Below are 23,805 nucleotides of genomic sequence, written 5' to 3'. Positions count from 1 at the left end.
ACCGCTTCGCACTTTTGCTGGAAATGCTCTAGAAGAAAACCGGCGAAGGGACCGGTTCCGGCTCCTTTCGTTTCACGCCAATGCTGCTCGCAGATCGTGGGAAAGGTCACGTATCTCGGTCAGGTCCAGTTCGGATTCCACATGCTCCAGATGATGCGCCATGAGATGCACCGCCTTTTGCGGCTCTTTCGCCGTGATCGCCTCGACGATTTCGGCGTGCTCGTCCGGCCCGCAGTTGAAACGCGCCGTGTTGCGATAGACCGCGGTAATAAGCGAACTGCGGGCGATAAGGTCGCGCATGGTGGTGAACAGGAAATCGGACCCGGTCAGCTCGGCCAGCAGAAGATGGAACCCGCCCGAAAGCTTGATGATATCCGTGGTGCTGTCTTCGGCATTGGCGATCCGCTCCTTGTTGACGTGCTCGCGAAGCCTCTTGAGGCTGTCCTTCGGGATCGAGGCGCACAGCCGTTCCACGATGCAGCGCTCGACCGCCTGACGGACGAAGAACACATCGCGGGCTTCTTCCACCGAAGGCTTGCAGACAAAGGCGCCCCGGTTGGGAATGATGGCGACAAGGCCGTCGCGCTCAAGCACGGTCAGGGCCTGACGAATGCGGGCGCGGCTGACATTGAAGATCGACGCCAGCTGTTCTTCCTTGAGCTGAACGCCCGGGCGCAATCGCCGTTCGGCGATGGAAAGCCATACCCTTTCAACGATCTGTTCGACCGACATTGCGGCTGGTGCGCTCATATTGGTTTCTCCTTGTTGACGCAGACAATCGCGATGCGTGTGAAAAAGTCAACTCGCGGATTTAATTGCTTGCAGTATTGTCTACAATATGAAAAATTATTGTAGACTATAGATCATCATACAGGCTACCAATGGAATTCGATTTTGAAGCGCTTGACCCACAGAGCCGATATAGGCTGCTGACGAATTTCATCGGCCCGCGTCCCATTGCACTGGTGACGACCCGCTCCGAAGCCGGGCACGGCAATGCCGCGCCGATGAGCTTCTTCAACGTGTTTTCACACGATCCCGCCATCGTTGTCCTGGGTATTCAACCGCGCCTGACCGGGGAACAAAAGGATACGATGGTCAATATACGCCGTTCGGGAGAGTTCGCCATCAGCATGGTCGATATGGCGCTGTCGCAGCAGATGCTCATATGCGGGCTTGGTTTCGAAAGCGAGGTCGATGAACTCGAAATGGCGGGGCTGAAGCCGGTTTCGTGCTGCAAGATCGATGTCGCTTATCCCGAGGAAGCGCCGTGCGTTTTCGAATGCCGCGTGGAGCGGCTGATCGATTATCCGCGTCGTACGCTGGTTCTGGGTGAGGTGGTGCATATGCATGTCCGCCGCAACTGTCTCGACGCCGACGGGCATTATGTGGACCCGGAATCCTACCAGCCCATAGCCCGGCTCCACGCCGATAATTACGTGGTGTCGGATCGTCAGTTCGTTTTGAAAGCTCCGCCGATCAGCGATTTCAAGAAGCTGAAAGATTAGGGCCTTTCGATCCGGTTGAATCAGATCGGCGCGTCTCGACCTTTTATTTTTCGTGCGCTCCGAAGAGCAGGCAACAGAGAATTCCATTATGCGTATTCATCTCATCAATCCCAATTCGACGGCTTCCATGACGGCGCAGGTGCTGGAAAGCGCTTTGCTCGTCAAGCACGCTCACACGCAGGTTTCGGCCTCCAATCCGGTGGATACGCCGGTCAGCGTCGAGGGCAGCACGGATGAAGCCCTGGCGGTGCCGGGAATGCTGGCGGAAATCCGCAGAAGCGAGGGCGAAGGGGTCGATGCCTATGTCATCGCCTGTTTCGACGATCCGGGTCTTCATGCCGCCCGCGAGGTTGCGATAGGTCCCGTGATCGGCATCTGCCAGGCCGCGATACAGGTCGCGATGACGATCAGCCGCCGCTTCTCCGTGATCACGACCCTGCCGCGCTCGGTCGCGATCATCGAAGATCTGGTCAGCGACTACGGTGCGGACCGTCATTGCCGCAAGGTGCGCGCAATCGACCTCCCGGTGCTGGGCCTCGAGGAAGACCCGCAGAGGGCCGAGCAGCTTCTTTTGAGGGAAATCGAGGCCGCAAAGGCCGAGGACGGCGCCGAGGCTATCGTGCTTGGCTGCGCGGGAATGACATCGCTGTGCGAGCGCCTGAAGGCGGCGACGGGCGTGCCCGTTATCGACGGCGTGGCCGCAGCCGTCAAAATGGCCGAAGCGCTGGTGGGGGCCGGCTATACCACTTCCAAGGCGAACAGCTACGATTATCCGCGGATCAAAAGCGTGCTCGCTAGTGGATTGAATTTGACGTTTGAATCCCGACTGAATGAGAAGCTGTTTCAAACGCCAAATTCGAAAAATCCACTAGATACATAAAGTGACTAGTGTGGTGAATCTGAAATTCGTATCACTTTGGAGCAGTGTTGCGAACGAATTTCGGATTCAAAACCACACTAGCAAGATATTGAATCTAGTGTGGTTTACGGATTTGAAATTCCTAAACGTAGATGCCAGGCAAATGATAGGAACTTCAAATCCACCACACTAGTGGTCTTTCGGATTCCGACATTTGTGCGGCGTCTGTATCAGAGGGATGCAAATGTCGGAATCAGACCACTAGGGCATGACTTCCGGTTATTGTTGACAATTTTGTATCCGTTTGCATCTCGCGATGGTTGACTTTCCACATCTTATCGAGCCTGGTGGCGGGAAGGGGAGTGTGGTTCATGGCAGAGCAGAAGGGTGTATCGCCGCAGCAGATTGTCGAGAAAGTCTGGCTGTCCATTGCGGAGCGTCGCCTGCGGCCCGGCATGCAGCTCAAGGAAGAGCAGATGGCGGCGATCTTCAATGTCAGTCGCGCCCGTATCCGTCAGGTGCTTGCCGCCCTGAAGCGCGAGGGGCTGGTCGATATCTTTCCCAATCGCGGCGCCTTCGTCTGCAAGCCGACGGTTGGGGAGGCGCGTGACGTCTTCTTCGTCCGCCGGACGGTCGAGCGCTGCGTTGTGGAACGTCTTTGCAGGTCGGCGACGCAAACGGACTTCAGGCGGTTGAGCGATCACGTCGACAGGGAGTGCGTCGCCAATGCCGCTAACAGCACGACAGATATCATCAAGCTGTCGGGCGGTTTTCATCTGCTTCTTGCCGAACTTGCCGCTTCGGACTTCCTGCTCACGACCATGCGCGATCTCGTTTCGCGGACATCGCTTATTACCGCCATTTATCGCAAGGCCGATTATTTCAATTGCGGGCCTGACGAACATGCCGAAATCGTCGACGCGATAGCGCGCAAGGATCTGGTGAGCGCCGCCGGGCTCATGGCCCATCATCTGGACCATGTGGAAGGTCAGCTCGATCTTCGCGACATCAACGATTTTTCGTTCGATCTGAGCGCCGCATTCGCGGAATGACCGGAGCGGTTCCGAACGCAAGACCGTTTCACGCTTTTACCGGAAACGCTCTATCGGAACGCGCCGCCGGATTTTGGGCGGTCCGCCGCGCCTTGCGTGTCTTCGAGTTCCTTCGGCACGGGAAGGCTCGAGCACCGCAGATGCATCTCGCGAACGAAGTTCTTCCGCCGTTTTTCGTCGTTTTCCTTGATCGCCATCGCGATGCCGAGGCCGTAGGGACCGATGAGCAGTCCGGGAGCAAGATCGGAGACCTTCTTTTCTCCGGCTTCGTAATTCACCGCCGCCGCCCGGATTTCCGCGCATTGCGGCGACTGCCATTTGGAGTCCTGACTGGAGAGTGTTGCGGCATAATTCTGCGGCGACGTCGTGCAGCCCGCCATCGCCAATGACAACAGGCAAACAACGCCCGCTCCTCCATGTTTCATAGCCATATCGTTCCATTTCTGCGCTGGACAGCCGCTCATATACGTCCAGTACATTGCCTCCGGTACTCGAAAATCACCATTTTCGCACGCATATGCCGCCTTTTGAATCAGCCTCTAAGGCGACGACACCGCGTTACATGTGAATTCGCGTCTGTATGATCGGCGCCATCATACGCACAAAAGTCGCGCTCAAATGAATCTTGTCTCGCCATGCAATAACGTTCCCCACAATGGCATCACAGGATGTAGATGAACACACACTTGTGTTCAGGTCTATATAGTGAACATCTCGCTTTTTTGCAATTTCTTGAATTCTGTGCTTTGGATATGCTTTATCCAAAGCTGTCTGGCAGTTTTTATTTTCGGACAAGCATTCCGCGGGGTCAAATGAAAGCTTGGGAGTTGACTCGATAACGAATACCTTTGCGCCAATCTTTTTATATTCATCCCATCGTGACAAGAAAGCAGCATTCATTTCTTCTTGAGAAACGTAACCATAAGAGTCAGCTTGACTTGCGAAAATAATGCTTGGACGGATGTCTTTGATAGACTGCAAAGCATTTTTTTGCCAGTCGATACAAGACTGATAAATTTTTCCTTTATATCGAACTGGTATCGATATGTATGCACAGCCCGATTTTGTGATGGATATCAGCTTCCATCCGTCTTCCTTGGCTATCTTTTCCAATGCGGGCAACCATTGCCCCGCAACAGAATCTCCTACCAGAACAGCAATTCGGCTACTCTCAACGTCCCCAAATTCACACCGAATAGCTTCCGAGCCCTGAATGTTCTGGTGACACTTATTGAGATATATTGAAGGCAAGTCGCGTTTTAAATCGGCAAGACGCGGTATTGGAGCAACATCGGTTGGTGAGGCTGTTCCAAAAGCCAAAACGGACGGTCCCGGATAATTGGGATCCAAATCTGGTAATGCAAAGGATGGCGAAGGCATAATCCGGAGGCAGATTGCTGCTATCAGGAACAGACCGATGCTGGATATTGCCATGCGAAACGATCGATTTGTCGTCAACATGGACTGTTTATTGAAACGGAGTTCAATCCACTTGTAAGTGCAATGTGAAAGCACCAATGTAATAGCGAATAATATAAATGGAACCATCTGATTATAATCGGAATGTGGACGCAGGAAAAAATGGCTAAAGGCCAATGCCACAGATAAATTGAATAAGAACGATCGCCTAAATAAGTTGCGATTTTGCTCGAGAATATGGAATTGTTGCCTATCCCTATTGCAGAAATTATGATCAATCCAGATCCTACAACAGGAATTATGGCATAAAAGCCGGGAAATGGCGTGTTTTCGGAAAATGTAAATACAGTTATTGCAATTATGATTATGCCTATTAATAAAAATAATTTAGATGTATTGATGGAGATCATTTTGTTGTAAAAATAACATGCAATAATTGCTCCGAACGATATCTCCCAAAATCTCGTATGCGAATAGAAATATGATTCCAATGGGTTTGTATTTGTGAGGACTATTGAGCAAAATAATGAAAGCGCGCCCAATATAATTGATGCGAGAAATAGGCTCGATTTCATTGTCCTATTGCATATGTTCCCGATAAATATGCAGGCCGCGACCATTATGGGCCAAATTAAATAGTATTGCTCTTCGACAGAAAGAGACCAATAATGCTGGATGGGGCTTGGCATGTTTTCAGACGCGAGATAGTCGACTGAATTATTAGCTAAAACCCAGTTCTCCACATAAAGCGCACTAGCGATAATTTCCTTGAGAACATCATAAAGAACGGCTTCAGATAGAAAAAAGATACTTCCTATAGCGCTAAAAGCCAAGACTATCAAAGCCAGCGGCATAAGTCGTCTAATTCGCCGCGCATAAAATTCCTTAACGGAGAATGTTCCTGTTTGTTCATATTCACGAAGAGTGGATAGGGTGATTACGAACCCGGATATCACAAAGAAAATGTCAACGCCGACATATCCACCTGTGAAAAATGACGGCCAAAAATGAAAGCACACGACAGAAAGTACGGCAAGTGAGCGCAAGCCTTGAATCGCAGGTAATTTATTGTGTTTCGACAAAGTCGCCTACTCCAGTTCTATGCCTCGAACGCCGTTCAATGAGCCTTATTCCGTGGCTTTTAAATGCACAATCTTTATTATTGATTGTGATAGCGTTAGCTAGGCTGAGGACCTGTCGATTTGATGGAAACGGCACTTGAAAAGACAAGAGTTGCAAGGAAAGACGCGAAAAACGGGGTGGTTCCTCCGGTTGAGCGGCTTGACGTGAGCCAATCGCCAATTTCCGGCCTCGGCATTTCGGTGTTCGAAGGATGCGCTCTAATAGGTCCTGCCCCTGATACATCATGAAGCTTGCATATTTCTATCCAATGTATACTTATGTAATTTCGCTTTATCGTGGGTATTTTCCTCATCGTGCCAATAAAACTTACCGCCAGAATCCAGTATCCTTTTCTTTGTTTCATTTATTGCGGTGTAATCAAAATACAGATCATGTCCGAACCAGACGTTTTCATAAGAAAAGTCAAAAAGGTTGAACCCAAATAATGAAATATCCTTCACACCGCTAAGTTCCAGAAGGAGAAGAAGTCTGGTTCCCGTTAGTATGAGGTCAAAATAGGGAAATCCTATGATGTTTTCTTTTTGATGAGATATAGAAAAAAGCGCTTGAAGATATTCCGCCGTCATTTTCCTGCACGCTATCTCATAGACATCCATTGGTGCAGGCGTCACCAGCAGGTCATCATAGTAGCCCGCCATTTTCAGCCATCGGTATGCGTCTACTGAAATGTGAAAGGGGGAGGCGGCCCATATGTCGACTCCCTCCTTGAGCAATTGCTCGAATTTCGGCTTCGGGGTCGGTACTCCTGCCGGGTTCCGTCGAACGACAATCCAGGGATGTCCCGCCCATATGGTTGTTCTGGTTCCATCGTGAACGGGATCGGCCTGCCATGCTCTCATGGTCGTGATCCTGATAACCTCGTCATGCGCATCGATCAGCGGACCACAGTCGCGTATCTCACCGTTTCCAACCAAAGCCACCCGTTTTCCGGCGAGGCCGCTGCGTAAGCCAAATTTGGATCGGCAGGGCAGAATGCGCATCTCGGGGCCATAATCGTTATCTGCGAGAAGGTCCTTCTCATGGATGAAGTTCAGACCGAACGACCGCTCATAGCTGGCTGAGCCAATGGATTGATGCCCTTGCACAAGCTTATTGCAGCTATCGATATGACTCGTCATGCTTTTCCCCTGAACCGGCGGTTGCCTTATGATTTATCGAACAGCACACTGGTTTTCCAGTGCCATCCATCCATTGATGCAGCGTGTTGGCTCCATAAGGGCGGGCTGCCATGCAGGTCAAGCAGCATCGGATGGTTCCAGATGGCTTAAACGCTGTATGGTATTGCAAACTCGATACTATTGTCCACGATCCCTGGGCCATATCGACAAGGCAAGCTAGCCGTATCCTGGCGCTTATGGCACAAAATTGCGCTGACAGGGGAACTGCGCCTTTCGCGCGGTATGAGCAGGAACAAACCGGACATGCGATAACAAATTGACCCAGGTCAAGGAACTTGTTTCCTGAATTGTCGTTTCATGGAAGGTGCATACTCCGCCGCAATGACATCCCGTGGCGGCACGCGGCTCTTTATCTCTCGCTCTTTCCGGCAATCCAGCCGGCGAGGGAGGAAGGGCTGGTACCAGGACAGCTTGAAAGGTCAGGAGAAAAAGCTCAGTGTGAATCGTGGCCTACGGATTAGCGCGATGTTCGAGGATCGAAAAGAAGCCGGTCAAATGCTCGCGGATGAGATTGTCAAACTTCATCTGCCGAATCCGGTCGTACTGGCATTACCCCGAGGGGGTGTTCCGGTGGCCTTTCCCATAGCCACGGCGCTGCGGGTTCCCCTCGATATTCTGATCGTGAGCAAAGTCGGGGCGCCACACAATCCTGAACTCGCCGTGGCCGCCATTGTGGATGGAAATCCGTACGATATCGTTTTGAATCATGAAATGATCGAGGCTTACGGCATAGATGAAGCGGAACTGCAGATACTCGTCGATCAAAAACGTCCTGAGCTGGAACGGCGCAAACAGGTCTATCGACACGACAGCCCGCAGATACCGGTACATGACCGTACGGTAATTCTTGTCGATGACGGCGCAGCCACCGGCACCACCATGAGGGTGGCCATTCGTGCGCTCAAACGACGATCGCCTCGGGCAATCGTCGTAGCGCTCCCGGTAGCGAGTTCGGAAGCGCTACGCGACCTGAAACAGGAGGCCAATCAGGTCATCTGTCTCAGCAGACCGGCCCGCTTCTTCGCATTGGGTTATCATTACCATAATTTTCCGCAGCTTACGGATGAAGAGGTCATCGGGACATTGCATAAAGCTGCCGAACAGACAGGCAAGACAGATAGCAACCGCCGATAAACTCAAGCGAAAGGTCCAGACCTATGAAAGCGAAGAGGCATTGGGTATTGATCGCCGACGGTGCGCGTGCGCGCATAGTTCGTTCGCCTGCGGCGGGGGGCAATGACGAGGCAAACGAGCTGGTTTTCGAGATAGATCACAAATCGTTGCGGGAGATCATGTCCGATCGACCGGGGCGCAGCTTCGCTTCGCATGGCACACGACGCTCCGCCATGGAATATGCGTCGGATCCTGAAAAAGAGCAGGAAGAGCGGTTTGCGGGCCTGTTGTTGGAGGAGCTTGAACATCGCCTTTCCGCCGGTGAATTCGACCAGCTCACAATCGTCGCCGAACCAAGAATGCTGGGCAATTTGCGGCATAAGATCTCTCCCGCGCTACGCCATGTGGTGGTCGCGGAATTTGCCAAGGATCTTACGAAGACACCGACATCGGATATTGGTGCCGTCCTGGCCGAATTGCGGGATCGATGATTCCGCAGCCGACCGCGCGCGTTTCGATCTGACTGAATCAGATCGTTGCTCTAATTCGACAGCAAGCGATTGATCCCGTTTTCGCTCAGCAACGAACGTGTAACTCCGCCAAAAGCCCATTCCCGAAGCCGGCTGTGGCCATATGCTCCCGATACGACGAGATCGGCATTGCTCTCATCGATAAACCTCAGCAATGCCAGATATTCGTGCGGGTCTTCGATAAACTCCGATTTGGATTTGACGCCATGCGCCGACAGGAAGCCGACGACATCGGCCAGACTTTCACGAACGTGTTGACCCACTTCTGCGCTAACATTGACCACGATCACTTCCACTGCATCCTTCAGCAAAGGGACTGCATCGGAAACCGCCCGCCGCGCTTCGCGCGTATCTTTCCAGGCCACGACGATTTTATCAGTCTTCAGCCGGTCGGTCTTGCCATCCAGCATGAGCAGAGGCCTGCCGGATCGAAGAACAACACCGGCGGGGTCGACACGCCGATAATGGCCTCCGGTCGACTGTTCGTCGGGCGCTGCCATGACGATAAGGTCGCTCGAACGCGCCGCTTCGACTATGACGGAAGTGGGGAGCGCCAGAGCCTCACGCCATTCGACATTGTCGTAACCGGCCACGAACTGTTTGAAGGCGGCATGAACCTGTTTGAATTTCCGGGTCTCGATTTCGTCCCGCATCTGTTGCCAGATATCAATGGCTTCCGACGTGCCTTCCGGGCCGGTCAACGGTAATGCAACGTCTGCGGCGCAAAGCCCGATCAATCTCGCTCCATGCCGCCTGGCAATATCGAGCGCGGTGGTGACCGCAGGGCTGATCGGACCATCAATATTTACGCTAACCAGTATGGATTTGTAGCTCATGGTAGACGTCCTTTTATTGGCGCTGGCTCGCTTAACCATATCCCGCACAAAAGGTAGAAACATTGACGCAGATCAAACGGGCGCGAGCCTGACCGTGAACACTGTGAGACCACCTGCGAAGCGGTTTGCCGTTTCTCACAGGATCGTGATCGCCGAGTTGATCTGAGTCAAGGACCACATTGTCCAAAACGTTAAGCTGCCAATCACCACACTAGTGTGATGGATTTGAAGTTCCTATCATTTGCCTGGCATCTACGTTTAGGAACTTCAAATCCGTAAATCACACTCGATTCAATATCTTGCTAGTGTGGCTTTGAATCTGAAATTCGTTCGCAACACTGCTCCAAAGTGATACGAATTTCAGATTCACCACACTAGAGGAGATCAGCGATGAAAGCTCTGGTTTATGAAGGTCCCGGCAGAAAGTCGCTGCAAGACAGAGACATTCCCATCATCATTGCCGCTACCGACGCCATTGTGAATATTGCGAACGCGGCGCGGACGAACGCGCTGAAAGTCATCATAGAGACTGCGGCGACGGGCCAGCTTGCCGGCATGTGGTGCGGAAGCGTTTACAGCGGTAGCTGCCCCGCGATGCCCGGCCCAACTACGCCTGACGATCGCAGGGCATAGGCCGCCTCCGGCATTCGCAGTATGATGTGTTCTTCCGAGGAATGGATGCAGTCGGAAGCTGTCGAAAAGGAGCGATCCATGACTGATCATCATGCGCATGAAGGCGATGCCTGATCGATCTCGCGAAGCCCATTCGTTGCAAGTCCTTGGCCGGATCCCGCATCACCCTGATGGTCCCCAGAGAACCGCTGGAAAAGATAATCGGCTGGCCTGATCTTCACGGGCGTGTCCTGCCGCGCGCCGCACCGATGACACGCTTGCTCCGTAGTTTGATCGAGGGTCTTTATTCAACGGCGGGGGAACTGACTGAAGCCGAAGCCAGCGGTGTGCGAGAGAACCTGCTGTTTCTGCTTCGCGGGGGATTGACCGGCAGGCAAAACAACCCTTTGGAAGACCTTCCAATCAGCCAACCCGTGCGCAGCCGCATTCTCGATTACATCAATGAGAATCTCACCGATCCGCTTTTAAGCCCGCAATCGATCTTGCAGCGTTTCCGTGTTTCCCGTTCTCATCTGTATCGTGCGTTCGAAGCTGATGGCGGCATCGCAAGGATCATTCGCGAGAAGCGTCTGGATAGAGCGTATCGCTTTCTTCTAACTCAGCCTGGCAAGCCGATTTCCTTCAAGGAAGCTGCTTATCACTGTGGTTTTCGCAACGGCACTCAGTTTAACAAGGCATTCAGGGAGCGCTTCGATATGTCCCCGAAAGATGTCCAGTTGATCGGAGCATCGCACGTTCCTGCCGATCCGATAGATTTTTCCTATCAGGAACATATTTCGAAAGTGGCCCGCTCCAGTCTTGTGCAGTCACAGTCTGAGAAAGCGGGACATTTCGATATCGAAACCCGGCAGTTGGTGAGAGCATGATGCGACCGGAATGAAACGAGGATCGAAAAGACTGTGCTTAACGCATGTCTCCCGAAAGTAGGAACCGGTTTCGGGAGACATGCGTGAAAACAAGACCCAAAGCATGTTGCTTGAGCACAATTGAACGCAACACGCTTTAGATACCTGCATCATCGCCGCCACCTGAGCGACATGCACGACAGGCCCGCATCGATCTTCCCGATTTCCGTTGTCTTCAGGGCGACGACCGTATAGCCCTCTTTATCGAGCAATTCGATGGTTTTGGGGTAGTCCGATCCAACAAAAACGACATCATTGACTCTCAACGCGTTGGCTGCGGCCTCTTCGCCTTCCGGTGTTACGATTTCCCGCAACCCCTTAAAAAAGCCCGACCCCGCCAGCCGGTGTGTTGCAAGCACTGTTTCTTCATCCAGCAACGAGCAGTCCGTCTTGAAATGAAGCACGCCGTTCGGCGTCTCGACAATCTCCGCAGCATGACCGAGTGCGCCGAGTGCTGCGCGCAGTCCCTCGGCGCCATTTTTGTCGGTGCGTGCCGACAGGCCGATCATCACTGTTTTTGGCGTAACCAGCACGTCGCCGCCGTCGGCAAAGCCCGGCGAAGGAAGCGGCACGACCTTCTCAAAATGCGAGCGGAGAGCCGGCTCTATCTGTGCCGTTTCGTCGATGCGCGACGGCGCGCCGGGACGCAACAGAACCGCCCCCTCGTGAAAGACAAGAGCCGGGTCTTCGACAAATATGGAGTCTGGAAAGTCTTCCAACGGCGGAAGCACGGTCACATCGACGCCTGCTACCCGCAAAGCCTGCGCATAGGCTTCGTGCTCCGCCTTGACGCCTTCAAAGGTCGGATTGCCCCGGTCATCGGCGCGCAAGCCATTGACGACGGAACGTCCCGGTGACCGGACTATAGCTGCATTGAATTCATAAACGGCGCTCATGGTGTCACTCGCGTTTGAGATAAGCTTTGGTGTCTGAAGCAAAAATCGTGCATTCAGGTGCCTCTCGTCGGTATTCGGTTTTCAAGTCGCCGAAAGGCCCAGACGAGAGCGGCAGTCAGTATCATGTAGATCAAGGCCAGCAGGAGAAGCGGCTCGTAGGTGAGATAGGTTTCCTGTCGCACCCTGGATATGACGCCGTACACATCGACAACGGTTATTGTCGCTACGAGAGGGGTGGACTTCAGTTGAAGAACCGTTTCGCCGTTCAGCGTGGGCAGGGCGCGGTGAATGGCGCGCGGCAACCAGATGCGGCGAAACATCTTCCATGGCGACATGCCAAAAGCACGACCGGCCTGTAGTTCTCCAGACGGAACACCTGCGAAAGCGCCCCGCATCACCTCGCCTTCATAGGCAGCGAAGGAGATTGTCAGTGCTGTAAGGCCATAAGGCCATGCTTCCCGTAAATAGGGCCACAGGAACGAGCTGCGGATGCCGGGAATTGACGGGAACAAGGACCCCAGACCGTAATAGAGCAGCCAGAGCTGCAACAGCAGCGGCGTGCCCCGGATGACCGTACAGAAAGCCTTGGCGGGCCAGTTCAGCCACCACGGCCCAGCCGTTTGCGCCAGGCCGAGTGGAAGTGCCAGCAGAAATCCAAGGATCGCTGAACCGAACAGCATGAAGAGCGTTACGAGAATGCTGGAACCCAGGCGAGGCAGATATCGCGGCAACCAGTCCCAACGGCCAAATATCACTGCCGCTGCGAACAATGCGATTGCGACGGCGATCAGCGCGATACGATGCGGTTCCAACCGGAATTTCGCAGGCGTATGGTTTTCCAATGTTGCGGAAGATACGCTCATATCAGGCGACCCGTGCAAAGCCGCGGCGAGCGCGCCGTTCGATGATGCTTATGAAGGCATTGGAAACAAGGGTCAGGCCAAGATAGAGCACACCGGCGGTCATGAAAAACAACAGATAATGCTTGGTCGTGCCCGCCGCTTGTCTTGTCACCAGCGTAAGCTCGCTGAAGCCGACGACCGCCAACAATGCCGTGTCCTTGGTTGCAATAAGCCACAGATTGGCGAGGCCCGGTATCGCGAAAGGCAGCATTGCCGGTATTGTGATGCGCCGGAGCATTTTTGACGCTGGCATCCCGAAAGCACGCGCCGCCTCGATCTGGCCGGGAGCAATGGACTTGATGGCGCCGCGCAGGACTTCCGTGGAATAAGCGCCCTGTACCACGCCGATGACGAAAATTCCGGCTGCCAGCCCACTGATATCGGTTCTGCCAAAGCCGAATAGAGCAAGCATCTGGTTCAACAGATCGGTGCCGGCGTAATAGAGGATCAGGATCAACACCAGTTCCGGGACGGCCCGGACCACGGTCGTATAGACTTCCAGTAGGTCGCGCATGACCGGACCGCCATAGAGCTTGCCCAATGCGCCGAACATGCCGATCAACAGGCCGAGCGAATAGCCTCCAACGGCGATTTGCAGCGTATGCCAGAACCCCTGCAAAAGCACGCCGCCCCATCCTGGCGGATCGAGAGCAAGCAGGCTCCAGTTAATCAAGGGTGCATCCATCGCCGGTTCCGATCATGCTGAAATCAGGGCGCCAGCCGACCGGATGCCGGCTGGCAATGACGTTCACTGGCCGTAAATGTCGAAATCGAAGTATTTTTTGGTGAAGGTATCGTAGGTTCCATTGGCGCGGATTGCCTTGATTGCTGCGTTCAGCTTGTCCTTGAGTTCCGTATCGCCCTTGCGCAAACCGATGCCGACGCCCGGTCCGAGAACATCGACATCCTGCGCGACCGTACCCTTCTCCTCGCAGCACGCCTTGCCGGCATCCGTCGCGAGAAATACCCGCAGGGCGAGGGAATCCGCTTGCACGGCGTCGATGCGCCCGGCGGTGAGATCGTTGTTCGCTTCGTCCTGTGTCTGGTATTCCTTTATTGTCGCGCCAGCCGGTGCGAAATGCTTCATCGCGTAAGCTTGATGGATCGTTGAGACCTGCACGCCAATCATCTTGTCCTTCAGTCCGTCGGGCGTCGCATCGAATTTGAGGTCTTTGGTGCCGATGACGATTGTCGGCGTATTATAATATTTATCCGAGAAATCGATCGTCTTGAGCCGTTCGGGCGTCATCGACATGGACCCGACGATCATGTCGATCTTGCTGGTGGTGAGAGCCGGAATAATGCCGTCCCATGCGACAGGCGTTATAACGCAATCGAGCTTGGCCTCCTTGCACACGGCATCGGCAAAATCGATTTCCCAGCCCTGCCATTTGCCCGAAGCATCGGGCGAGGTGAAGGGCGGGTATGGCTCGGCTGCAATGCCGACCTTCATCTGTTCGGCACTCGCCACCGCGACACCGGCGACAGCAAATGTTACACCGATGCAGAGACTTGCTAAAAGACGCTTCACTGGTACTCCTCCCATTCCCATTTTCAGTGCGTTGAGCTGATGAATTTTTTCAATCGTTCGGATCTGGGGGCTCCGAAAACGTCTTCCGGCGGCCCTTGTTCCTCGATCCGGCCATCGTGTAAAAATACAACGTGATTGGCGACCTTGCGGGCGAATTTCATCTCATGCGTGACCAGGATCATGGTGCGTTTTTCCTTGGCCAGATCGCCAATGACCGTGAGGACTTCGCCGACGAGTTCGGGGTCGAGCGCGGAGGTCGGCTCATCGAACAGCATGACCAGAGGGTCGATTGCGAGCGCGCGTGCGATTGCGGCACGTTGCTGCTGGCCGCCGGACATGAACGCCGGATAGACATCCCGTTTCTCAAAGAGCCCGACGCGCTTCAAGAGAGCCTCGGCCCGGTCGATAGCTTCGCTTTTCGGCACGCCCAGAACATGGACGGGTGCTTCGATGACGTTTTCCAGAACGGTCATATGCTGCCAGAGATTGAAGCTCTGGAACACCATTCCAAGCCGCGTGCGAATGCGCTCGATCTGCTTTCTGTCAGTGGGGGATTGGCTACCGTTGCCATCGCTTTTCATGGCAATGGCCTCGCCGTGAATGGTGACGGACCCTGAACTGGGCAATTCCAGCATGTTGATGCAACGAAGGAAGGTCGACTTGCCGGACCCCGATCCGCCGATAATCGCGATGACGTCGCCCTCATTTGCCTTGAGCGATACGCCTTTAAGCACCTCGAGATCACCGAAACGCTTGTGAAGATCGACGACAGAGATCGCCTCTTCGGCCTGACTCATGCGGTGCATACCTCCCTTGGCCCGGAGGCGGACGATCCGCTGCGAGCCATCTGGATAGTGTCATTATCAGCCGCTTCGAAGTTCTTGTTCGACTTGTCGATAAGCGGCCGACCGTTCCCTTGACGAAGACTATACACTTGAATAATTGTTATGCAAGTGCATAGTCGCATATGAGGGGAGGGAAGAATGACCACATCGTTTCGACGTGCACCGGACTTCGATCGCCGCACGGATATGATAGAGGCTACGCTCGACTGCATCGCGGACCTTGGAATACAGGCCACGACAGTTCGCGCCGTGGCGGCGCGTGCGGGCGTGAGCAATGGCTTGATCCGGCATCATTTCGCCTCGAAGGCCAATCTCATCGCGGCTGCCTATCGGCGCATGATCGAGATGATGACCGTGCCGGCGTTAAGCATTCTGGAATCGGACGGCGGAACGCCGCATGACCGGCTGACCCGCTTTATCGCCGCCAGCCTTGGCGGTTCCGTGGCCGACCCGCGTATGCTTTCGCTCTGGGCGACTTTCGTCAGTCAGGTTCATCTCGATCCCGATCTGGAACGCGAACACCGCGAAGGCTATCTCGCTTTCCGCCGGGCAACGGAAACCCTGATCGCGGAGGTTTTGTCGGCGGAAGGCCGGGAAGCGAGCGCTGAGACATGTGCCCGCCTTGCCATCGCCGTCAATGCGCTGATCGACGGCCTCTGGATCGAAGGCTGTCTCAGCGCGGATGAAATCGACGACACCATGCAAATAGGCATCGGACTAAGCTCAATCGGCGCGCTTCTGGGCATCGAGCTTCCCGCCGTGCCCCCACTTCCGAGACATTGACATGCGATATGCTTCCATCACCGATAGACTGGCAGGACTGGGGTCGGACAAGTGGCAGGTCCATGCACGCGGTCGCGAATTGCGTGCGCTTGGCCATCCGGTGATCGAACTGACCATCGGCGAGCCGGACGTCGCCCCCGATCCCCGGTTGCTGGATGTGTGCAACGACGCCATGCGCGCAGGCCGCACCCGCTATTCGAACGGTCGCGGCGAGCCGGCGATATTGGCGGCGCTTGCTGCAAAATATTCAAAACGCACGGGCCGCACGATCACGACCGACAACGTGCTTTATTTTCCGGGCACCCAGACCGCGCTTTATGCCGTTTTGACCGGACTGGTCGAAAGCGGCGACAAGGTGCTCGTGCCAGACCCTTATTATGCGACATATGAAGGCGTGGTGCGCGCGCCCGGAGCCGATATCGTCCCGGTTCCGTTGCGGGCCGAAGATGGCTTTCACCTGCGCCCGGAAGCGCTTGAAGCGGCGATCACGCCCGGATGCCGTGTCCTCCTTCTCAACAATCCGCATAATCCGACGGGCGCGGTGCTCACAAAGCCGGAAATCGCCGCCATCAGCGAAGTCTGCCGCAGGCACGACCTCTGGGTTGTCTGCGACGAGGTTTACGAAGAGCTGACCTTTGGCGCCGCTTTTGCCTCACCGCTCGACCTTCCCGAAATGGCGGATCGTGCGATTGTCGTGTCGTCCATATCCAAATCGCACGCAGCGCCGGGTTTTCGCGCAGGCTGGGCGGTTGGCTCCGAGGAATTCTGCCACAGGCTGCTGCCGTTTTCGGAATCGATGCTGTTTGGCGGACAGCCATTCATCGCCGATATGGCCGCTTATGCGCTGACGCATGATTTGTCGACCGCCGCCGTGATGCGGGCTGAGTACAAGGCGCGTTCCGAACTGATCTTCGACCGGCTGAGTGACGTCGCGGGGATCAGGCCGCTGATGCCGGAAGCCGGAATGTTCATACTGCTCGACGTCAGCGACACCGGCCTCAACGGCGAGGAATTCGCCAGCCGGCTGCTTGAGGAACATTATGTTTCGACAATGCCCGGAGCGTCGTTCGGTCAGGCTGCGAAGGATCTGGTGCGCATGAGCCTCACCATCCCCGAAGAGCGTATCGCCGAGGCCTGCGACCGCATTGCGCGTTTTGTGCGAAGCCTGAACCATCGCGTGAAGAGGCTTGTGTCATGACCTCTCGAATGACAGTTGGGCAAGCTCTGATCCATCTCCTTGAGGCTCACGGAGTCGATACGGTCTTCGGCATTCCCGGCGTGCATACGGCAGAGCTTTATCGGGGGCTTGCCGGTTCGAACATCCGGCATGTGACGCCGCGTGACGAGCAGGATGCAGGCTTCATGGCGGATGGCTATGCACGGGTTTCGGGCAAGCCCGGCGTGTGCCTGCTGATCACCGGTCCCGGACTGACCAACGCCATCACGCCGATGGCGCAGGCGCGGGCGGATTCGATCCCCATGCTGGTTATTTCAGGTGTCAATGCCCGCCACACGCACGGACATTATCGCGGATATCTGCACGAACTGCCCGACCAGTCCGCAACGATGCGAACGATAGCCTTGTCGTCGGAACGGCTGGAAAATCCCGATGACATTGCAGAACTGATCGAGCGGGCCTTCGCCCGAATGCAATCCGGGCGACCGGGCCCTGTCCATATTGAAATTCTGACGGACCTTATGGAAGCTTCTGTTTCGGGACTGGTTGGCAATGCCTCGCAGGAAGACACCGCTTCCGGTTCCAATATCGAGAAAATCAATGAAGCCGCGACCCTGTGCGCTGCGGCAAGCCGCCCTTTGATCCTCGCCGGAGGTGGTGCAAACCGGGCGTGTGAAGCGGTTTTGGCCCTTGCGGAAGCCCTTGACGCGCCGGTAGTCACAACAACGAATGCCCGCGGCCTGCTCGGACGTCATCCATTGATGGTGCCCGCAAGCCCGAGCCTGCCGCCGATCCGCCAACTGATTGCGGAAGCTGACCTTGTGATTGCCATCGGAACCCAGTTCGGGCCGACCGATTACGACATGTATGTCGACGGCGGGTTTAAGCCGCCAGCACGCATGATCCGCATCGACATCGACCCCGATGCTGCGGCAACCAGCTATCCGGCCACGCTTGCAATCACAGGCGATGCCGCCCGGATAATGGAGGAGCTTGTCGCCGCCCTCCATCATCTGCCGCAAGCGCGGCGCGATGCCGGAAAGGATCGCGCATCGGTGGCCATGGATGCGGCCTACCGCTCCCTGTCGCCAAAGATGCAGTCGCTGATCGAAGTTCTGGGCACCGTTCGGGACGCCATCCCCGGCGGCATCATCGTGGGCGATTCCACCCAACTGGCCTATGCAGGCAATCTGTTCTTCGAAACGGATTTCGCACGGAGCTGGTTCAATGCGGCAACCGGCTACGGCGCTCTGGGTTTTGGTCCCCCGGCGGCAATTGGAGCCAGCCTCGCGCAGACCGGCGCACCGGTCATCTGTCTGGTGGGGGATGGCGGTTTCCAGTTCTGTCTTGGAACGCTCGGCACAGCCGTGGATGAAAAAGTCCCCGTCATTTTCCTCGTCTGGAACAATCACGGCTATCAGGAAATCGAGGACTACATGCTTTCCCGTGACATCACGCCGATTGGCGTGCGCCCGTCCGCACCCGATTTCGTCAAGCTCGCGGAAGCCTATGGCATGTCCGCCGAACAGATCTGCCTTACGAACGGGGACAGTCAGGATGCGCTCAGACCGGGAGCGCTTGACCTTGCCCGACTTTCCGAGGCGTTGAGTCGCGCCCGACAGTCCGGGCGGCCTGCGCTTATAGAAATAACGACGCCTTAGATCAAAGGCCAGCGCAGGTAACGGGAGGGAAGCCATGCATTTCGGATTGACTGAAGAACAGGACATGATCGTCTCGACGGTGCGAAGCTTTGTCGAGAATGAGATTTATCCTCATGAAGCGACCGTCGAACGGCTCGGCTATGTGCCGCAGGAGATCGGCGAGGCAATCAAGCGGAAGACGATAGAACTCGGCTTCTATGCCAGCAACTTTCCCGAATCCGCAGGCGGTCCCGGCCTGTCCCATCTCGAATTCGCCTTGGTGGAGCGCGAACTTGGGCGCGGATCGATGGCGCTCACCCATTTCTTCGGTCGCCCGCAGAATATTCTGATGGCGTGTCAGGGCGAACAGATAGAGCGATACCTGCTGCCTGCGGTGCGCGGCGAGCGGATGGACGCCCTGGCCATGACCGAGCCCGATGCAGGTTCGGATATTCGCGGCATGAAAGCCAATGCCCGCCGCGATGGCGGAGACTGGGTGCTTAACGGCACCAAGCATTTCATTTCAGGCGCGGAGCACGCCGATTTCGTGATTGTCTTCATGGCGACAGGCGAAGAGCCAACTTCCGCGGGACCGAAGAAGAAGATCACCACCTTTCTGGTTGACCGGGGAACGCCGGGTTTCACCATCCGCGAGGGCTACAAGTCGGTCAGCCATCGCGGCTATAAAAACATGATCCTGGAATTCGACGACTGCCGTATTCCCGACGCGCAGGTTCTGGGCGAGGTAGATGGCGGCTTTGCAGTCATGAACAATTGGCTTTATGCGACGCGCATCACCGTGGCGACGATGGCAGTGGGCCGCGCGCGCCGTGTGTTCGACATGATGGTGGAATATGCGGCGCAGCGTAAGCAGTTCGGCCAGCCCATCGGACGCTTTCAGGGCATCGGCTTCCAGCTTGCCGATTCCGTGACGGAAATCGATGCCGCAGACTGGCTGACACTGGCAGCCGCATGGCGTCTGGATCAGGGACTGCCCGCCAATCGCGAGATTGCATCGGCCAAAGTCTATGCGTCGGAAATGCTGGCCCGCGTCACAGACCGCGCCATTCAGGTGCATGGCGGCATGGGGCTAATGGACGACTTGCCATTGGAGCGTTTCTGGCGCGATGCGCGTGTGGAACGAATCTGGGACGGCACCAGCGAAATCCAGCGCCATATCATCGCTCGCGATCTCCTCCGCCCGCTTGGAGCCTGATCGTGACCCGGAAAAATCTCTCCCGTGTCCTGCGGCCGCGTTCCATCGCTGTCTTTGGCGGTGGATGGTCCACATCGGTACTCAGGCAATGCCGGAAACTGGGGTTTGACGGCGAACTCTGGCCGGTCCACCCCACCCGCGACACCATCGACGATCTCCCTTGCTACCGTTCGGTCGCAGACCTTCCCGGCGCGCCCGATGTAAGCTTCATCGGCGTAAACCGCGATGGAACGATTGATATTGTTCGCGAGCTTTCGGAGCGCGGCAGCGGGGGCGCGGTATGTTTCGCATCCGGCTTCAGCGAAGTGTCCGACGGCATTGAGCGCAATCGGGCATTACTGGCTGCGGCAGGCGAAATGCCAATCCTCGGCCCCAATTGCTATGGCTTCATCAATTATCTCGACGGTGCTTTGTTATGGCCTGACCAGCATGGTGGCAAGAGGGTGGAAAGCGGTGCGGCTATCGTCGTGCAGTCCTCCAACATAGCAATCAATCTCACCATGCAGCGCCGGGGGCTGCCGATTGCCTATGTCCTGACTGCGGGCAATCAGGCGCAGACCGGACTTTCGGAACTGGCGGAGGCTGCGCTCGAAGACCCGCGTGTGACCGTTCTTGGGCTGCATATCGAAGGCTTCGACAATATTGCGCGGCTGGAACGCGTCTTCATGAAGGCGCGGAAGATGAAAAAGCCCGTTGTCGCGATCAAGGTCGGGACATCCGACGCGGCACAGGCGATGACGCTTTCCCACACCGCGTCACTCGCGGGAGCCGACACACTTGCCGATGCCTTCTTCGCCCGATGCGGCGTCATCCGGGCACGGACGCTCGAAGAATTTGTCGAGACGCTGAAGCTGCTTCATGTGCTTGGCCCCTCGCCGGACAACAGCCTTGGTTCGATGAGTTGTTCGGGCGGCGAAGCTTCTCTCGTTGGCGACCTTGCGCTGCGGGAGGGGCTTGATCTGCGACCGCTCACGGCGTCTGAGACGGCAAAACTGCGCTCCACCTTGCCCGATATGGTCACCATCTCGAACCCGCTCGATTATCACACCTTTACATGGGGGAATGGCCCTTCGCTGACGGCGACCTATCGCGCCATGCTGGACGCAAATTTCGGCCTGACGATACTGGTGCTCGACTTCCCGCGCAGCGATCGGTGCGTGGACAATGGTTGCGAAACATCGCTTGAAGCGGCGATCACGGCGCAAAAGGCGGGAGGCGGGCGTTTCGCCATCGTTACCAGCCTGCCTGAAAACATGACGGAAGCGCATGCCGAGCGTCTGCTTGCCGTTGGCATAGCGCCGATGATGGGCCTTGCCACGGCGCTGACCGCTGCGGCCAATGCCGCATGGATTGGCGAAGTCTGGTCGCGCCCGCAGACCGCGATGCTGGCTCGCCAGCCGTCAGCGTCCGCCGTCGATGCGGTGGCGATGGACGAATGGTCGTCCAAATCTGTCTTGCGTGAAATCGGTGTGATGACCCCGCAAGGTGGCGTCGTCGCAAGCGCTGACGATGCCGTCGCCCTTGCCGACAAGCTTGGCTATCCGGTCGTTCTCAAGGGGGTGGGTGAGACGCTGCTTCACAAAACCGAAATGGCTGCGGTCTGCCTCAATTTGCAGAATGCCGCGGACGTTCGAGCCGCCGCCCACTCGCTTGCCCATCTTGAATGCGATTTTCTGGTCGAGAAAATGGTCCGGGACGGAGTTGCGGAACTGATCGTCGGCATAGCGCGCGATCCGCAATTCGGCCTCTATCTAACCATTGGGGCAGGCGGTGTGATGGTCGAGCTTTGGAATGATACGCGCGCGCTGCTTCTGCCTGCCAGCCGCGATGAAATCCGCGCAGCCTTTCTCTCGCTGCGTTCCGCGCCCCTGCTGACCGGTTTTCGGGGCAGGCGGAAGGCGAATATCGAAGCGGCGGTCGAGGTCGCATGGAAACTCGGCAATTACGCGCTCGCGCAGGCCGGAGTGCTCGAAGAACTGGATATCAACCCGCTCATCGTCACCGCTGACGATGCCATTGCCGTCGACGCCCTCATACGTAACCGGAGAGCATGATGACTGATGCCGTAAAAATCACCCGCAACGGCCAGATCCTTGAGATCACGCTCGATCGGCCCAAGGCCAATGCCATCGATCAGCCAACCAGCCGAAAACTGGGCGACGCCTTCGCCGCCTTTCGCGACGATCCGGACCTGCGCGTAGCGATCTTCACCGGCGGCGGAGAAAAGTTCTTTTCCGCCGGGTGGGATCTCAATGAAGCAGCCGCGACAGGCGGAGACGGCTATATCGCCGACTATGGTCAGGGCGGCATCTATGGCTTTTCGGAACTGGCGGGTCTGGAAAAGCCCGTCATCTGCGCCGTCAACGGCTATGCCATCGGTGCGGGTTTTGAAATACTCCTGACCGCCGACTTCATCGTCGCTGCCGATCATGCGCAATTCTGGTTGCCGGAAACCTCGCTTGGCGTTTTGCCGGATATAGGCTCTTTCGTCCTGCCGAAACTTCTTCCGAAGGTCATAGCGAATGAGGTTCTTTACGGCGGACGGCGTTTCACCGCGCAGGACTGCCAGCGGTGGGGGTTGGTCAACGACGTCGTTCCGCAGGCTGAACTTATGCCTGCTGCCCGCGCACTTGCGGCGCGCATCCTGTGTTCTGCCCCGCTTTCGGTTGCCGCCGCCAAACAGACGACGCGCCTCGCCGAGCATATGAGCCTGGCAGAAAGTTATGCGGCCATGCGCAGCGGCGCTTTCCCTCTCTTCAAAGCGCTGATCGAAAGCGAAGATGCGCTGGAGGGGCCGCGTGCGGCGGTCGAAAAGCGCGAACCGGTATGGAAAGGCAAATAGGATGAGCAAGCAAGCTGAAGCCGCCATAACGACCCGTCGCGAAGGTGCCATTCTCGAAGTTATATTGGATCGGCCAAAGGCCAACGCCATCGACCTCCCGACATCGCGGCTGATGGGCGAAACCTTCGCGGCCTTTCGCGACGATCCCGAATTGCGCGTCGCCATCCTCAAAACGGCTGGTGACCGCTTTTTCTGTGCCGGATGGGATTTGAAAGCGGCGGCTGAAGGCGCTCCCATCGATGGCGATTATGGAATTGGCGGCTTTGGCGGCATTCAGGAATTGCGCGACCTGAACAAGCCGGTCATCGGCTGCGTCAGCGGCATGGCCGCTGGCGGTGGCTTCGAACTCGCGCTTTCCTGCGATCTGATCTACGCTGCCGATCACTCTTCTTTTTCGCTGCCGGAAATCCGTTCCGGAACCATCGCAGACGCCGCGTCGATCCGACTGCCGAAGCGCATTCCGTACCACATCGCCATGGAATTGCTGCTGACCGGTCGCTGGATCGATGCGGAGGAAGCCCATCGCTGGGGGATTGTCAACGAGGTGCTGCCGAAGGACAAGCTCGAAGACCGCGTGTGGGAGATCGCCCGGCTGCTCGCTTCCGGTCCGCCGCTTGTTTACGCCGCGATCAAGGAAACCGTTCGCCGCGCCGAAAGCGAGGATTTCCAGACCATGATGAATCTCGTCATGCGGCGCAAGCTGGCGACAGTCGACGTTCTTTACGGCTCGGAAGATCATCTGGAGGGCGCCACGGCTTTCGCCGAAAAGCGCGACCCCGTCTGGAAGGGAAAATAGC

Annotated in this window: 25 protein-coding genes; 14 read left to right on the top strand and 11 right to left on the bottom strand. The window is 56.2% G+C overall.

All coding sequences use genetic code 11. From position 1 onward, the window contains the following. Nucleotides 1-72: 72 nt before the first annotated feature. The gene (locus FHS76_RS05035; protein ID WP_183648959.1) at nt 73-750 is read right to left on the bottom strand and encodes a GntR family transcriptional regulator; all 678 of its coding nucleotides are present in this window, start codon (nt 748-750) and stop codon (nt 73-75) included. 131 nt (nt 751-881) lie between these two features. Here FHS76_RS05035 and FHS76_RS05030 point away from each other — a divergent pair, with 131 nt between their 5' ends. From FHS76_RS05030 to FHS76_RS05020, 3 genes are all read left to right on the top strand, one after another. Further along, nucleotides 882-1,508 (top strand): flavin reductase family protein, encoded by a 627-nt coding sequence (locus tag FHS76_RS05030; RefSeq protein WP_183648957.1) that lies wholly within the window; start codon nt 882-884, stop codon nt 1,506-1,508. 88 nt (nt 1,509-1,596) lie between these two features. Further along, nucleotides 1,597-2,388: an aspartate/glutamate racemase family protein gene (locus FHS76_RS05025; RefSeq protein WP_183648954.1), complete on the top strand. Its 792-nt coding sequence runs from the start codon at nt 1,597-1,599 to the stop codon at nt 2,386-2,388. Nucleotides 2,389-2,738: 350 nt separating this feature from the next. Then, nucleotides 2,739-3,419, top strand: a complete 681-nt coding sequence (locus FHS76_RS05020; RefSeq protein WP_183648952.1) for a GntR family transcriptional regulator — start codon at nt 2,739-2,741, stop codon at nt 3,417-3,419. A 50-nt stretch (nt 3,420-3,469) separates the two neighbouring features. Here FHS76_RS05020 and FHS76_RS05015 read toward each other — a convergent pair whose 3' ends face one another. The 4 genes from FHS76_RS05015 to FHS76_RS05000 form a co-directional block, all read right to left on the bottom strand. Beyond that, nucleotides 3,470-3,850, bottom strand: a complete 381-nt coding sequence (locus tag FHS76_RS05015; protein ID WP_183648949.1) for a hypothetical protein — start codon at nt 3,848-3,850, stop codon at nt 3,470-3,472. 127 nt (nt 3,851-3,977) lie between these two features. Then, nucleotides 3,978-4,853 carry an SGNH hydrolase domain-containing protein gene (locus tag FHS76_RS05010; RefSeq protein ID WP_183648946.1) on the bottom strand — a complete coding sequence of 292 codons (876 nt, stop codon included), beginning with the start codon at nt 4,851-4,853 and terminating at the stop codon, nt 3,978-3,980. Between the two features lie 20 nt (nt 4,854-4,873). Next, the gene (locus FHS76_RS22870; protein WP_407924990.1) at nt 4,874-5,884 is read right to left on the bottom strand and encodes an acyltransferase family protein; all 1,011 of its coding nucleotides are present in this window, start codon (nt 5,882-5,884) and stop codon (nt 4,874-4,876) included. Between the two features lie 318 nt (nt 5,885-6,202). Further along, nucleotides 6,203-7,099, bottom strand: a complete 897-nt coding sequence (locus tag FHS76_RS05000) for a glycosyltransferase family 29 protein (RefSeq protein WP_183648940.1) — start codon at nt 7,097-7,099, stop codon at nt 6,203-6,205. Between the two features lie 357 nt (nt 7,100-7,456). Here FHS76_RS05000 and FHS76_RS04995 point away from each other — a divergent pair, with 357 nt between their 5' ends. Continuing rightward, nucleotides 7,457-8,293, top strand: coding sequence for a phosphoribosyltransferase (locus tag FHS76_RS04995; RefSeq protein ID WP_328700438.1), 837 nt, complete (start codon nt 7,457-7,459; stop codon nt 8,291-8,293). A gap of 23 nt (nt 8,294-8,316) precedes the next feature. Further along, nucleotides 8,317-8,763: a host attachment protein gene (locus FHS76_RS04990; RefSeq protein WP_183648937.1), complete on the top strand. Its 447-nt coding sequence runs from the start codon at nt 8,317-8,319 to the stop codon at nt 8,761-8,763. 50 nt (nt 8,764-8,813) lie between these two features. On the opposite strand, the gene FHS76_RS04985 is transcribed toward FHS76_RS04990, so the two are convergent. Beyond that, a complete protein-coding gene (locus tag FHS76_RS04985) occupies nt 8,814-9,638 on the bottom strand; it encodes a universal stress protein (protein WP_183648934.1) in 825 nt (274 codons plus the stop codon). 390 nt (nt 9,639-10,028) lie between these two features. On the opposite strand from FHS76_RS04985, the gene FHS76_RS04980 reads away from it, so the two are divergent. After that, on the top strand, nt 10,029-10,271 hold the full coding sequence (locus FHS76_RS04980) for a hypothetical protein (RefSeq protein ID WP_183648931.1): 243 nt from the start codon (nt 10,029-10,031) through the stop codon (nt 10,269-10,271). A gap of 146 nt (nt 10,272-10,417) precedes the next feature. Continuing rightward, nucleotides 10,418-11,137: a helix-turn-helix domain-containing protein gene (locus FHS76_RS04975; RefSeq protein ID WP_183648928.1), complete on the top strand. Its 720-nt coding sequence runs from the start codon at nt 10,418-10,420 to the stop codon at nt 11,135-11,137. A gap of 149 nt (nt 11,138-11,286) precedes the next feature. On the opposite strand, the gene FHS76_RS04970 is transcribed toward FHS76_RS04975, so the two are convergent. The 5 genes from FHS76_RS04970 to FHS76_RS04950 all read right to left on the bottom strand — a co-directional run bounded on the left by FHS76_RS04970 (nt 11,287) and on the right by FHS76_RS04950 (nt 15,302). Then, on the bottom strand, nt 11,287-12,072 hold the full coding sequence (locus FHS76_RS04970; protein WP_183648925.1) for an arginine deiminase family protein: 786 nt from the start codon (nt 12,070-12,072) through the stop codon (nt 11,287-11,289). 53 nt (nt 12,073-12,125) lie between these two features. Next, on the bottom strand, nt 12,126-12,935 hold the full coding sequence (locus tag FHS76_RS04965; protein WP_183648922.1) for an ABC transporter permease: 810 nt from the start codon (nt 12,933-12,935) through the stop codon (nt 12,126-12,128). A gap of 1 nt (nt 12,936) precedes the next feature. Further along, the gene (locus FHS76_RS04960; RefSeq protein ID WP_183648919.1) at nt 12,937-13,659 is read right to left on the bottom strand and encodes an ABC transporter permease; all 723 of its coding nucleotides are present in this window, start codon (nt 13,657-13,659) and stop codon (nt 12,937-12,939) included. Nucleotides 13,660-13,722: 63 nt separating this feature from the next. Continuing rightward, nucleotides 13,723-14,427, bottom strand: coding sequence for a transporter substrate-binding domain-containing protein (locus tag FHS76_RS04955; RefSeq protein WP_374828572.1), 705 nt, complete (start codon nt 14,425-14,427; stop codon nt 13,723-13,725). Between the two features lie 101 nt (nt 14,428-14,528). Continuing rightward, nucleotides 14,529-15,302 (bottom strand): ABC transporter ATP-binding protein, encoded by a 774-nt coding sequence (locus tag FHS76_RS04950; RefSeq protein WP_183648913.1) that lies wholly within the window; start codon nt 15,300-15,302, stop codon nt 14,529-14,531. A 186-nt stretch (nt 15,303-15,488) separates the two neighbouring features. Here FHS76_RS04950 and FHS76_RS04945 point away from each other — a divergent pair, with 186 nt between their 5' ends. Genes FHS76_RS04945 through FHS76_RS04915 form a run of 7 tightly spaced genes read left to right on the top strand, consistent with a single transcriptional unit; the run spans nt 15,489 to nt 23,804 of the window. Further along, the gene (locus tag FHS76_RS04945; protein ID WP_183648910.1) at nt 15,489-16,133 is read left to right on the top strand and encodes a TetR family transcriptional regulator C-terminal domain-containing protein; all 645 of its coding nucleotides are present in this window, start codon (nt 15,489-15,491) and stop codon (nt 16,131-16,133) included. A gap of 1 nt (nt 16,134) precedes the next feature. After that, nucleotides 16,135-17,331 (top strand): pyridoxal phosphate-dependent aminotransferase, encoded by a 1,197-nt coding sequence (locus FHS76_RS04940; protein ID WP_183648908.1) that lies wholly within the window; start codon nt 16,135-16,137, stop codon nt 17,329-17,331. An 8-nt stretch (nt 17,332-17,339) separates the two neighbouring features. Continuing rightward, nucleotides 17,340-18,971, top strand: a complete 1,632-nt coding sequence (locus FHS76_RS04935; protein ID WP_235992573.1) for a 5-guanidino-2-oxopentanoate decarboxylase — start codon at nt 17,340-17,342, stop codon at nt 18,969-18,971. 34 nt (nt 18,972-19,005) lie between these two features. Then, nucleotides 19,006-20,166: an acyl-CoA dehydrogenase family protein gene (locus FHS76_RS04930; protein ID WP_183648904.1), complete on the top strand. Its 1,161-nt coding sequence runs from the start codon at nt 19,006-19,008 to the stop codon at nt 20,164-20,166. Continuing rightward, nucleotides 20,163-22,220: an acetate--CoA ligase family protein gene (locus FHS76_RS04925; protein WP_183649316.1), complete on the top strand. Its 2,058-nt coding sequence runs from the start codon at nt 20,163-20,165 to the stop codon at nt 22,218-22,220. Before FHS76_RS04930 ends, FHS76_RS04925 begins: the two co-directional genes overlap by 4 nt. Continuing rightward, a complete protein-coding gene (locus FHS76_RS04920; RefSeq protein ID WP_183648902.1) occupies nt 22,220-23,008 on the top strand; it encodes an enoyl-CoA hydratase-related protein in 789 nt (262 codons plus the stop codon). Before FHS76_RS04925 ends, FHS76_RS04920 begins: the two co-directional genes overlap by 1 nt. Nucleotide 23,009: 1 nt before the next feature. Further along, the gene (locus FHS76_RS04915; protein WP_183648900.1) at nt 23,010-23,804 is read left to right on the top strand and encodes a carnitinyl-CoA dehydratase; all 795 of its coding nucleotides are present in this window, start codon (nt 23,010-23,012) and stop codon (nt 23,802-23,804) included. Nucleotide 23,805 lies beyond the last annotated feature (1 nt).

It is taken from the genome of Brucella daejeonensis (assembly GCF_014199265.1).
Taxonomy (GTDB): Bacteria; Pseudomonadota; Alphaproteobacteria; order Rhizobiales; family Rhizobiaceae; genus Brucella; species Brucella daejeonensis.
Note: the sequence above shows the minus strand (reverse complement) of the source record. Positions and strands in the feature narration are given on the sequence as shown.